Genomic DNA, 12559 nt, shown 5'->3' with positions numbered 1-12559 from the left:
GCCGGATCGCACCGGGTCTACTCGGCACGGAAGAGGCGCATGGTCGTGCCGGCGAGGGCGATCGTGTCGCCGGGCGCGAAGACCGGCTCCGCCTCGGACGGCGTCTCGTCGGCGCTGGACCACAGCGATGCGTATCGCGTCACGCCGTCCACGTCCGGCAGCGTGACGCTGGTCGGCCGTTCGGTGCCGTGGATCATGAGGAGGACGCGATTGAACCCCTCGAACTCGGGCGTCGACGCGGCCACGTACTGCAGCGTGCGGTGCGCGGGATCCGTCCACCGCTCGATCGACATGGTCTGGCCGTTCTCGTCGTACCACTCCATGACGGATGCCGACGGCGTGCGTTCGCCGAGCCGCGCGAAGCGGCTGGGGCGCAGGGCCGGGTTCTCTCGGCGCAGTCGCAGCAGGTGGCGCACATGCGCGTACAGATCCCGTTGCCACGGGGCATGCTCCCACGACAGCCATGTGAGCGCGGAGTCGTGGCAGTACGCGTTGTTGTTGCCCCGCTGTGTGCGCGCGAACTCGTCGCCCGCCGTCAGCATGGGGACACCGGCCGAGAGCAGGAGCGTGCCCAGCAGGTTGCGCATCGCCTTGCGTCGCGTGGCGAGGATCGCCTGGTCGTCTGTGGGGCCTTCGGCACCGTGGTTGAAGGAGCGGTTCGTGTCGGCGCCGTCGCGGTTCTGCTCGCCGTTGCCCACATTGTGCTTGACGTCGTACGAGACGAGATCACGCAGCGTGAATCCGTCGTGGGCCGTCACGAAGTTCACACCCGCGAGAGGGCCGCGCTCATCGGCGAAGGTGTTCGCCGAGCCGGCGAGACGGTTCGCGAAGCCGCCGATCCCGACGGGCGAGGTGGACGCGCGCCGCGCATAGTCGACATCGCTCAGCCAGAAGTTGCGGACGCGATCGCGGTAGCGGTCGTTCCACTCGCTCCAGCCGTCTCCGAAGTTGCCGGTCTGCCAGCCGCCCATGCCGACGTCCCAGGGCTCTGCGATCTTCTTGACACCCGCCAGTGCGGGGTCGTCCACGATCGCGCGCAGCAGGGGATGCTCCGGAGTGAAGGCGTGCGTCCGGTCGCGGCCGAGCGTCGCCGCCAGGTCGAAACGGAACCCGTCGATCTGCACGTCGTTCGCCCAGTACCGCAGCGAGTCCAGCACCAGGCGGGCCGCGGCATCCGTCGAGGTGTCCAGCGAATTGCCGCAGCCGGTGACGTCGATGTACACGCCGTCGTCCTGCTGGCGGTAATACGCGCGGTTGTCGATGCCGCGCAGGCTCGAGCGCGGACCGCCGATGCCTTCTTCGGCGGTGTGGTTGTAGACGACGTCGAGGATCACCTCGAGACCCGCCTCGTGCAGCAGCCGCACCATGCCCTTGAACTCCCGCAGGACCGCCTCGGGGCCGTGGCGACGAGCTTCCTCCGTCGCGTACGCCCCGTGCGGAGCGAAGAATCCCAGCGAGTTGTAGCCCCAGTAGTTCGTGAGACCGTGCTGGAGCAGTCTCGGCTCCGTGGCGAAGGCGTGGACCGGGAGGAGTTCGATGCTCGTGACGCCGAGGTCCAGGAAGTGCTGGACCATCGCCGGGTGCGCCAGCCCGGCATACGTCCCGCGCAGGGCTCCGGGAACATCGGGATGCCGCTTCGAGAGGCCCTTCAGGTGGCCCTCGTAGATCACGGTGCGGTCCAGCGGGACCGCGGGCTTGGAGACGCCGCCCCAGTCGAACGACCCCTCGACGACGGCCGATCGCCACCCGTCGTAGCCGGTGCGGTCGAGGCCGCGCGCGTAGGGGTCGAGCAGGAGCGTGCCCCGGTTGAACGTGTTGCCGGCCCCCAGGGGACCGTCGACGCGGATGGCGTAGCGGGCGCCCGGGCGCAGCAGAGGAGTGGTGACCTCCCAGACTCCGCCGCCGATGGCGGCGAGCGGCTCGGTCGCCGTGATCCAATCGAGGTCCGTGTCGTCGAACACGACGAGGTCGACGGCGTCCGCCGCGCCGGACCAGACGCGCAGCCGGCCGCCGTCGGCATCCAGCACGACACCCAGCCCGTCGAGCTGCGGGCTGAGCAGCGCCGCGGCTGGATGCGAGAGGACGGACTGCGGGCTGACCATGCGGACTACCATAACCATGGTCCGAGTCGGACTTGTTACGAGACCGGGTCCCGCGCTCCATGAGACTCCGGTGCAGCCGCGGGAAGGTGAACGCGAGGGGGATCAGGGCGATGGGCGATCTTCGCGTGTATCTGGACCACGCGGCGACAGCGCCGCTGCGACCCGAGGCGCGGGACGCCTGGATCGATGCGGCCACGACGGTCGGCAACGCGTCGTCGATCCACGGTGCCGGCCAGCACGCGCGTCGGGTGCTCGAAGAGGCGCGCGAGCGGCTCGCCGCAGTGGTCGACGCGGATCCGATCGAGGTCGTCTTCACCTCGGGCGGCACCGAGGCCGTGAACCTGGCGATCAAGGGCCTGTGGTGGGCCCGCCCCGCCGATGCAGACGCCGTGGTGCTGCCGGACGGCGAGCATCACGCGACGCTCGACGCGGTGGAGTGGCTCCAGACGCAGGGGGCGCGGGTGCGTCATGTCGGCATCGACGCCGTCGCCCGCATCCGCCCTTCGGCGTTCGCCGCAGCACTGCCGGAAGCCGCCCTCGCCACCGCACTCGTCGCCAACAACGAAGCCGGCACGGTCAACGACGCCGCAGCACTGGCGGCGGCGGCGGCGGAGGCCGGCGTCCCGCTGCATCTGGATGCCGTCGCCGCCTTCGGGCACGTGCCGGTGTCGTTCCGGGCGTGGCGCGACGAGGCGCGCGGACGCGCTGGCCTCGTCGCGCTGAGCGTGTCGGCGCACAAGGTCGGCGGCCCGGCCGGCGTCGGGGCGCTCGTGGTGGCCCGCGGTGCCGAACTGACGGCGCTGCAGCATGGCGGCGCGCAGCAGCGCCGTCTGCGCGCCGGCACCCAGGATGTGGCCGGAGCGGTGGCCTTCGCCGTGGCGGGCGAGGCGGCGGAGGCAGAGCGCGAGACCGAGGCGGTCCGGCTCGGAGCGCTCCGCGATCGGCTGGTCAGCGGCATCCGGAGGAGCATCGCGGACGCACAGCTGCTGGGCGACGAGGTCGACCGGCTTCCCGGCAACGCCCACATGCTGTTCCCCGGTGCGTCCGGCGAGACGCTGCTGTTCCTGCTCGACCGTGCCGGCATCGCGGTGTCGACCGGGTCCGCGTGCCAGGCGGGGGTGCCCGAGCCGTCGCACGTCGTCCTCGCGATGGGGCGGACGGATGCCGAGGCGCGCCAGGTGCTGCGATTCACCCTCGGTCGCACCACCCTCGACAGCGACATCGACGCGACGCTCGCCGCCCTGCCGGAGGCGGTCGAACGGGCACGCGCGGCGACAGGCTCACGGTGACCGTGCCGTGACCGGTGCACGCCGGGTCGCGGCATCCGGGTCCCGGCCAGGAACGGGTTCGTAGACTGGACCCATGCGAATCCTTGCGGCCATGAGCGGCGGAGTGGACTCCGCGGTCGCGGCCGCCCGGGCCGTCGACGCCGGCCACGACGTCGTCGGCGTGCATCTCGCCCTCTCCCGGGCCGGTGGCACGCTGCGTACCGGCAGTCGCGGCTGCTGCACGATCGAGGACGCCATGGACGCGCGTCGCGCCGCCGACCGCCTCGGCATCCCGTTCTACGTCTGGGACTTCTCTGAGCGCTTCCGGGACGACGTCATCGACGACTTCGTCGCCGAATACCGCGCCGGCCGGACGCCCAACCCCTGCATGCGGTGCAACGAGAAGATCAAGTTCGCGGCCCTCCTCGAGCGAGCGCTGGAACTCGGCTTCGACGCGGTGTGCACCGGTCACTACGCCACGCTCGTCGACGGGGCGGACGGCCTCGAGCTGCACCGAGCCTCGGATGCCGCGAAGGACCAGTCCTACGTGCTGGGCGTGCTGAACGCCGAGCAGCTCGCCCACACCTACTTCCCGCTCGGGGCGACCCCCTCCAAGGCTCTGGTGCGCGCCGAGGCGCAGGAGCGCGGACTCACCGTCGCGCAGAAGCCCGACAGCCACGACATCTGCTTCATCCCGGACGGCGACACGCGCGGCTGGCTCGCCGACAAGGTCGGGGCCGAGCGCGGCGACATCCTGGATCGCACCGGAGCCGTCGTCGGTTCGCACGAGGGCGCTCACGCGTTCACGGTCGGCCAGCGCCGGGGCCTGCAGCTCGGGGTGCCCGCCCCCGACGGCAAGCCGCGGTTCGTGCTCGAGGTGCGGCCCGTCTCCAACACGGTCGTCGTCGGGCCCAAGGAGGCGCTCGCGACCGCCGAGATCTCGGGTGAGCGCTTCTCCTGGGCCGGGCGTCCGCAGGAGGCGGGCGACTTCGCCTGCCACGTGCAGATCCGCGCGCACGCCGATCCGGTGCCCGCGACCGCCACGTTGACGGCCGACGTGCTGACGGTCGTTCCCGAAACGCCCTTCGACGGGGTCGCCCCGGGCCAGACCGCGGTGCTGTACGACGGCACGCGGGTGATCGGCCAGTTCACGATCGATCGCACCGTCTCGGCGGTTCCCGCAGACGCGTGAGCGCCGCTCCGGCGGATGCCGGAGGTCCAGGTCGCACGACTCGTCGAGCCTGTGTGCTGTCGGAGCCCGCTTCTAGACTGGCGGGGTGACGGATGACCTCGGTACGCCAGCCACCGCGCCGCTCGATGCGCCGACCGCCCTCGCCGCCGACGGAGGTCTCGAGACCGACGCGGGACTGGACGCGTCCCGCGCCGAGGCTGAGGCGCTGACGGAGCGCATCCTCGACGCGCGGGACGCCTACTACGGCCGCAACGCCGAGATCGTCGACGATGCGACGTACGACGGGTGGATGCATCGGCTCGAGGAGCTCGAGCGGCTCCACCCCGAACTGCAGAGTCAGGACTCGCCGACGCAGACGGTGGGCGCCGCCGAGAGCTCGATGTTCGCGCCGGTCGAGCACGCCGAGCGGATGCTGAGCCTCGACAACGTGTTCAGCCTCGACGAACTGCGCGACTGGTGCCTCAAGGCCGAGGCCTCGGCCGGCCGGCGGGTGCGCTGGCTGACCGAGCTCAAGATCGACGGACTGGCGATCAGCCTGCGGTACGAGAAGGGCGTGCTGACCTCCGCCGCCACGCGCGGCGACGGCCGGATCGGCGAGGACGTGACGATGAACGCCGTCCGTGTCACGGGCATCCCGCAGCGACTGGCGGGCAGTGGGCACCCCGACATCGTCGAGGTCCGCGGCGAGGTGTTCATCCCGGTCGCCGCATTCGAACAGCTCAACGCGCTGCAGGCAGCCATGCGCGATCGCGCCGTCGACGAGACGCGCGCACGCAGCCGCGTCTTCGACGAGGCGAAGGCGCGGCTGAGCGCCGAGCGGCGCTTCCCCTCCTTCGCGAACCCGAGGAATGCGGCGTCGGGCGGCCTGCGCCAGCAGCTCGACAAGAAGGACGGGCTCGAGCGGGAGGCGGGGCAGGCTCGGCTGGACTCTCTGCGGCTCTTCGTCCACGGCATCGGCGCATGGAGCCGGCCTCCGGTCGACTCGCAGAGCGAGATCTACGCGCTGCTGGCCGAATGGGGGCTGCCGACGAGCCCGTACTTCCGCACCGCCGACGACATCGACGGCGTGCTGGACTTCGTCGCCCACTACGGCGAGCACCGGCACGACGTCGAGCATGAGATCGACGGCGTCGTGGTCAAGGTCGACGAGCTCGCTCTGCACGACGAGCTGGGCGCGACGAGTCGTGCTCCGCGGTGGGCGATCGCCTACAAGTACCCGCCGGAGCAGGTCAACACCAAGCTCCTCGACATCGTCGTCTCCGTCGGCCGCACCGGGCGCGCCACGCCGTTCGCGGTCATGGCCCCGGCCCGCGTCGCGGGGTCGGTCGTGCGGCAGGCGACGCTGCACAACCAGGACGTCGTACGCGCGAAGGGGGTGCTGATCGGCGACACCGTCGTGCTGCGCAAGGCCGGCGACGTCATCCCCGAGATCCTCGGTCCCGTCGTCGAGCTGCGCGACGGCAGCGAGCGGGAGTTCGTGATGCCCACGGCGTGTCCCGAGTGCGGCTCGCCCCTGGCCCCGGCCAAGGAGGGCGACATCGACCTGCGCTGCCCGAACACGCGCGCCTGCCCGGCGCAGGTACGCGGGCGCGTCGAGCACATCGGCTCGCGCGGCGCGCTCGACATCGAAGCGCTGGGCGAGGTCACGGCGGCGGCCCTGACACAGCCATCGGTTCCGGAGATCCCGCCGCTCGAGACCGAGGCCACCCTCTTCGAGCTCACCGTCGAGCAGCTGGTGCCGATCGAGGTGGTCGTCCGCGATGCCGAGACCGGGGAGCCGCGCATCGACGAGAAGACCGGCGACGTGGTCCGCCGCTCGCCGTTCCGTCGCAACCCGTCGCCGGCCGAGAAGAAGGCGGGCCTCAGCGGACCCCAGCCGTCCGCCCAGGCGCTGACGCTCATCGATCAACTGGAGCGCGCGAAGACCAAGGAGCTCTGGCGCTTCCTGGTCGCCCTGAACATCCGTCACGTCGGGCCGGTCGCCGCACGTGCGCTCGCACAGTGGTTCGGCTCGGTCGAAGCGATCCGCACGGCGTCGCGCGACGAGCTCGCCGGGGTGGAGGGTGTCGGCGGGATCATCGCCGACTCGCTCCTGGACTGGTTCGACGTCGACTGGCACCGCGACATCGTCGCGCGCTGGACGGAAGCGGGTGCGCAGCTCGCCACGCCCGGCCACCCCGGGCCCGGGGCCGCGGTCGACGCCGGGGGAGTGCTCGACGGGATCACGGTCGTCGCGACGGGATCCCTCGAGGGCTACAGCCGTGAGGGTGCGCAGGAGGCCATCCTGAAGGCCGGCGGCAAAGCCGCCTCGAGCGTCTCGAAGAAGACCGACTTCGTCGCCGCCGGGCCCGGCGCAGGATCGAAGCTGGGGAAGGCGGAGGAGCTCGGCATCCGGATCCTCGATGCCGCGCAGTTCCACATCCTCGTGACGCAGGGGCCGGAGGCGCTCGACGCGGCCGCTCCCGACGCCGGCTGACCTGTGCGGTCGCGGGTCGCGACGGGGAGGATGGGGGCATGGCGCAGTGGCTGTACCGCATCGTCCCTACGCGGCCCGCGATGGTGAGCGATCCGACGCCCGACGAGCAGCGGATCGTCGGCGATCACTTCGCGTACCTCGTCTCCCTCCGCGATCGCGGCATCCTGATCCTCGCCGGCCGGACGCAGGAGACCGAGGGCACGTTCGGCATCATCATCTTCGAGGCGGACGACGAAGCGGCGGCACGAGAGGTGATGCGCGCCGACCCCGCCGTCGCGGCGGGCGTGTTCGACGCCACAGTGCACCCGTACCGGATCGCGGTCGCCCGCGACGGACTGGGGGAGTGAGCCTCAGACTCCCGTGTTGAGGGTGAGCAGCCGATCGCGCACCTGTCGGCGGAGGACCTTGCCGATGAGGGAGGTCGGAAGTTCGTCGACCACATAGATCCGGCGCGGCACCTTGTACGGCGTCAGGATGCCGCGCGCGAACTCGCGCACCGCCTCGACGTCGATCTCACCGCCCGCACCGGGACGCAGGACGATCGCCGCGACGACCTCCTCGCCCGAGTGCTCGCTGGGCAGGCCCACCACCGCCGCGTCCTCCACCTGCGGATGCTGACGCAGCGCGTTCTCGACCTCGGTCGGCGCGACGTTGAAACCGCCCGTGATGATGAGCTCCTTGATCCGGTCGACGATGCGCACGAATCCCGCGTCATCGACGGTGACGATGTCGCCGGTGCGGAACCAGCCGTCCGCGAAGACGGCCTCGGTCTCTTCTGGCTTGCCGTAGTACCCGCTGAAGACCTGGGGGCCGCGCACGACCAGCTCGCCGCGCTCACCGGCAGGAACATCCTGCGTCGGGTCGTCGGGGTCCACGACGCGGCACTCCGTGCCGGGCAGCGGCAGACCGACGGTGCCGGGCACGCGGTTGTCGGCGACGGGGTTCGCCATGAGCACCGGCGAGCACTCGCTCAGCCCGTACCCCTCGACCAGGAAGCCGCCGGAGGCGCCCTCGAACGGCACGACGAGCTCGTGCGGGAGGGCCATCGCCCCGGAGATCGCGACCTCGGTGCCGGCGAGCGACACGCCCTTCTCGCGCGCAGCACGCAGCAGACGGTCGGCGATCGGCGGCACCAGCGGCAGGAAGGTGGCGGGATGCTTCTTCGTGACCGCGAGCACCATGTCGGGGTCGAAGCGGGGGAAGAGCACCAGCCGCGCGCCCATCGACATCGCGAACGTGAGGCAGAGCGTCAGCCCGTACGCGTGGAACATCGGGAGCACAGCGTAGACCACGCAACCGTCGCCACGCACGATCGACGGAACCCAGGCCCGCGCCTGAGCGGCGTTGGAGAGCAGGTTGCGATGCGTGAGCGCCGCCCCCTTCGGGGTGCCGGTGGTACCGCTCGTGTACTGGATGAGGGCGAGGTCGTCCGTGCCAGGACGCGGGTGGGATGCCGCCAGCGGCGCCGCGCCGACGACCTGCTCCCACGGCACCGTGCCGGACACCCGCTCGCTGAGAGCCGCGCGGGACTCGCGCGCCTTCGCGATGGGGAGCTTGAGCGCCAGCCGCGTGCTGAAGGGCATGGCCGTGATGACATCGACGGAGACGAGGCTCGTCACGGCCAGGTCGGCCGGGAACTGCTGCACGGTGGCGACGACCTTGGTCCACACGATCGCGTGCTTCGCGCCGTGGTCCTCGAACTGCTTGCGCAGCTCGCGGGGCGTGTAGAGCGGGTTGTGCTCGATGACGACGGCACCCAGCCGCAGGATCGCGTAGAACGCCACGATGTGCTGCGGGCAGTTCGGCAGCACGATCGCGACGGGGTCGCCCGCCTTCACGCCGAGATCCCGCAGGCCCGCGGCGGCACGCTCGATCTGCTCGTGCAGCGTGCGGTACGACGTCTCGCGTCCGAAGAACTGCAGGGCCGCGGCATCCGGATAGTCGCGCGCCGACGCATCGACGATGTCGACGAGCGAGCCGGTCACCGGTGCGAGGTCCTCCGGAACGCCTTCGGCGTAGCTGGCGATCCAGGGGCGCGGCGGGTCGTAGGTCGTCACGCGATCAGCCTACGCCGGGCCGCCGCAGGCTCGGGGCGGAGCCCCGGTAGGCTGGGGTGGTGTCTGAAATCACCCCCGATCTCGTGCGCCATCTCGGTGTGCTCGCCCGGATCCAGCTGAGCGACGAGGAGGTCGAGCGCCTCACCGGCCAGCTCGATGCGATCGTCGACAACATCGCCAAGGTCTCCGAGGTCGCCACGCCCGACGTCGCCGCCACCAGTCACCCGATCCCGCTCGAGAACGTGTTCCGGCCGGACGTTCCGGGAGACCTGCTGACGCCGGCGCAGGTGCTGCAGAACGCGCCGGATGCCGCGGACGGCCGGTTCCGTGTGACAGCGATCCTCGGCGAAGAGCAGTAAGGGGCACCCACGTGACCGATCTCACGAAGCTGAGCGCTGCCGCGCTCGCAGACAAGCTCGCCGCCGGGGAGGTGTCCAGCGTCGAGGCGACGCAGGCGCACCTCGACCGCATCGCCGCCGTGGATGGCGACGTGCACGCCTTCCTCCACATCAACGAGCACGCGCTCGACGTGGCGTCCGACATCGACCGCCGCCGTGCGGCCGGCGACGACCTCGGCCCGCTCGCCGGCGTGCCCCTCGCCATCAAGGACGTCCTGGTGACGACGGACATGCCGTCTACGAGCGGCTCCAAGATCCTCGAGGGCTACATGTCGCCGTACGACGCGACAGTCGTCGCGCGCTCCCGCGCCGCCGGGCTCGTCCCGCTCGGCAAGACGAACATGGACGAGTTCGCCATGGGCTCGTCGACCGAGCACTCGGCATACGGCCCCACTCGCAATCCCTGGGACCTCACCCGCATCCCCGGAGGCTCGGGCGGCGGCTCGGCGGCCGCCGTCGCGGCGTTCGAGGCGCCGCTCGCGCTCGGGTCCGACACGGGCGGCTCGATCCGTCAGCCCGCGCACGTCACCGGGACCGTGGGCATCAAGCCCACATACGGCGGCGTCAGCCGCTACGGTGCGATCGCACTGGCCTCGAGCCTCGACCAGGTCGGCCCGGTCACGCGGACCGTGCTCGACGCGGGACTGCTGCACGACGTGATCGGCGGGCACGACCCGCACGACTCGACGTCGCTCGCCCACGATTGGCCGTCGTTCGCCGGCGCCGCCCGAGAGGGCGCCACCGGTCAGGTGCTGCAAGGGCTCAAGGTCGGCGTCATCCGCGAGCTGCCCGACACCGGGTTCCAGGCCGGCGTATCGGAGTCGTTCCGCGCCGCTCTGGCGGCGATGGAGGCACAGGGCGCCGAGATCGTCGAGATCAGCGCACCGCACTTCGAGTACGGCGTCGCGGCGTACTACCTGATCCTCCCGGCCGAGGCGTCCAGCAACCTGGCGAAGTTCGACTCCGTGCGCTTCGGGCTGCGCGTCGACGTGCCGGGCGGCACCGTCGAGGACGTCATGGCGAAGACCCGCGACGCCGGCTTCGGCGATGAGGTGAAGCGCCGCATCATCCTCGGCACCTACGCGCTCTCGGCGGGCTACTACGACGCCTATTACGGCTCGGCGCAGAAGGTCCGCACTCTGATCCAGCGCGACTTCTCCGAGGCGTTCGCGCGGGTCGACGTCATCGCGACGCCGTCGGCGCCGACCACGGCGTTCCGGCTGGGGGAGAAGATCGACGACCCGCTGCAGATGTACCTCAACGACGTGACGACGATTCCGGCCAACCTCGCCGGCGTGCCCGGCATCTCCATCCCGTCCGGGCTCGCCCCCGAGGACGGCTTGCCGGTCGGGATCCAGTTCCTGGCGCCCGCGCATGAGGACGCCCGCCTGTATCGCGTGGGCGCGGCGCTCGAAGCACTGCTGGTCGACTCCTGGGGCGGCCCGCTCCTGGACAGGGCCCCGGCCCTTCGACAAGCTCAGGGACCGACGGGGGGAGTCCGCTGATGGCGAAGGACAAGCTGCTGGACTTCGACAAGGCTCTCGAGCTCTTCGAGCCCGTGCTCGGCTTCGAGGTGCACGTCGAGCTCAACACCGAGACCAAGATGTTCTCGGCCGCCGCGAACCCCGCGAACTCGGCCAATCACGACGCCGGGCCCAACACCCTGGTCGCGCCCGTCGACATGGGCCTGCCGGGCGCGCTCCCGGTGGTCAACGAGACCGCCGTGCGCTATTCGATCAGCCTCGGGCTGGCGCTCGGCTGCTCGATCGCGCCGTCGAGCCGGTTCGCACGCAAGAACTATTTCTATCCCGACCTCGGCAAGAACTATCAGATCTCGCAGTACGACGAGCCGATCGCGTTCGAGGGCTCCGTCGACATCGAGCTCGCGGACGGTGAGATCGTCACCGTGCCGATCGAGCGCGCGCACATGGAGGAGGATGCCGGCAAGCTGACGCACGTCGGCGGCTCCACCGGCCGCATCCAGGGCGCCGAGTACTCGCTCGTCGACTACAACCGCGCCGGCGTGCCGCTCGTCGAGATCGTCACGAAGCCCATCTTCGGGGCGGAGCACCGCGCGCCCGAGATCGCGAAGGCCTACGTCGCGACGATCCGCGACATCGTGCTCTCCCTGGGCATCTCGGAGGCCCGCATGGAGCGCGGCAACCTCCGCTGCGACGCGAATGTCTCGCTGCGGCCGCGCGGCCAGGAGAAGCTCGGCACGCGCACCGAGACGAAGAACGTCAACTCGATGCGATCCGTCGAACGTGCCGTCCGGTACGAGATCCAGCGCCAGGCGGCCATCCTCGCCGCGGGCGGGACGATCACGCAGGAGACGCGGCACTGGCACGAGGACACCGGGACCACGTCGCCGGGTCGTCCGAAGTCGGACGCCGACGACTACCGCTATTTCCCCGAGCCCGACCTGCTGCCGGTCGCACCGCCCCTCGAGCTGATCGAAGAGCTTCGCGCCGCGCTGCCCGAGCCGCCGGCGGCGCGCCGTCGCCGGCTCAAGACGGAGTGGGGCTTCACCGACCTGGAGTTCCAGGATGCGGCCAACAGCGGCATCCTGCCCGAGATCGCGGCGACGGTCGCGGCCGGCGCCTCGCCGGCGTCCGCTCGCAAGTGGTGGACCGGAGAGATCGCGCGCATCGCGAAGGTGCAGGGCCGGGAGGCCACCGAGTTGGCGACGCCGGCCGACGTCGCGGCTCTCCAGGCACTCGTCGACGCCGGCACCCTGACCGACAAGCTCGCGCGCCAGGTGCTCGAAGGCGTCATCGGCGGCGAAGGCTCGCCGCAGGAGGTCGTGGACGCCCGCGGTCTGGCCGTGGTCTCCGACGACGGCGCGCTCATCGCGGCGATCGACGAGGCGCTCGCGTCGCAGCCCGACGTGCTCGCGAAGATCCGCGACGGCAAGGTCCAGGCCGCGGGGGCGGTCATCGGCGCCGTCATGAAGGCGATGAAGGGACAGGCGGATGCCGCACGCGTGCGCGAGCTGGTCCTCGAGCGTGCGAGCGCGAACGACGCTTAGCGGATGACCCGGGTGCACGCCGCCCAGCCCGCCGCGCG

9 protein-coding genes are annotated in these 12559 nt (G+C 71.2%); 7 read left to right on the top strand and 2 right to left on the bottom strand.

The features are described 5' to 3' along the window. Positions 1-17: 17 nt before the first annotated feature. Entirely contained in the window at positions 18-2102 is a 2085-nt protein-coding gene (glgX, locus tag NCG93_RS04450; protein ID WP_194415230.1) for a glycogen debranching protein GlgX, read from the bottom strand. 110 nt (positions 2103-2212) lie between these two features. Here glgX and NCG93_RS04445 point away from each other — a divergent pair, with 110 nt between their 5' ends. From NCG93_RS04445 to NCG93_RS04430, 4 genes are all read left to right on the top strand, one after another. Next, a complete protein-coding gene (locus tag NCG93_RS04445; RefSeq protein ID WP_194415231.1) occupies positions 2213-3391 on the top strand; it encodes a cysteine desulfurase family protein in 1179 nt (392 codons plus the stop codon). Positions 3392-3464: 73 nt separating this feature from the next. Next, a complete protein-coding gene (gene mnmA / locus NCG93_RS04440; protein ID WP_194415232.1) occupies positions 3465-4562 on the top strand; it encodes a tRNA 2-thiouridine(34) synthase MnmA in 1098 nt (365 codons plus the stop codon). Positions 4563-4767: 205 nt separating this feature from the next. After that, positions 4768-7038, top strand: a complete 2271-nt coding sequence (gene ligA / locus NCG93_RS04435; protein WP_489433865.1) for an NAD-dependent DNA ligase LigA — start codon at positions 4768-4770, stop codon at positions 7036-7038. Positions 7039-7076: 38 nt separating this feature from the next. Beyond that, entirely contained in the window at positions 7077-7385 is a 309-nt protein-coding gene (locus NCG93_RS04430) for a YciI family protein (protein ID WP_194415234.1), read from the top strand. A 3-nt stretch (positions 7386-7388) separates the two neighbouring features. On the opposite strand, the gene NCG93_RS04425 is transcribed toward NCG93_RS04430, so the two are convergent. Next, positions 7389-9095, bottom strand: a complete 1707-nt coding sequence (locus NCG93_RS04425) for a long-chain-fatty-acid--CoA ligase (RefSeq protein WP_194415235.1) — start codon at positions 9093-9095, stop codon at positions 7389-7391. A gap of 59 nt (positions 9096-9154) precedes the next feature. Here NCG93_RS04425 and gatC point away from each other — a divergent pair, with 59 nt between their 5' ends. The 3 genes from gatC to gatB are packed head-to-tail and all read left to right on the top strand — an operon-like array spanning position 9155 to position 12521. Then, positions 9155-9454, top strand: a complete 300-nt coding sequence (gene gatC / locus NCG93_RS04420; protein ID WP_163617313.1) for an Asp-tRNA(Asn)/Glu-tRNA(Gln) amidotransferase subunit GatC — start codon at positions 9155-9157, stop codon at positions 9452-9454. An 11-nt stretch (positions 9455-9465) separates the two neighbouring features. Then, positions 9466-10998 (top strand): Asp-tRNA(Asn)/Glu-tRNA(Gln) amidotransferase subunit GatA, encoded by a 1533-nt coding sequence (gatA, locus tag NCG93_RS04415; RefSeq protein ID WP_194415236.1) that lies wholly within the window; start codon positions 9466-9468, stop codon positions 10996-10998. Then, complete coding sequence (gene gatB / locus NCG93_RS04410; RefSeq protein WP_194415237.1) at positions 10998-12521, top strand: Asp-tRNA(Asn)/Glu-tRNA(Gln) amidotransferase subunit GatB; 1524 nt, start codon at positions 10998-11000, stop codon at positions 12519-12521. The genes gatA and gatB overlap by 1 nt, the downstream gene beginning before the upstream one ends. Positions 12522-12559 lie beyond the last annotated feature (38 nt).

The sequence above is a fragment of the Microbacterium yannicii genome (assembly GCF_024055635.1).
GTDB classification, from domain to species: domain Bacteria; phylum Actinomycetota; class Actinomycetes; order Actinomycetales; family Microbacteriaceae; genus Microbacterium; species Microbacterium yannicii.
Note: the sequence above shows the minus strand (reverse complement) of the source record. Positions and strands in the feature narration are given on the sequence as shown.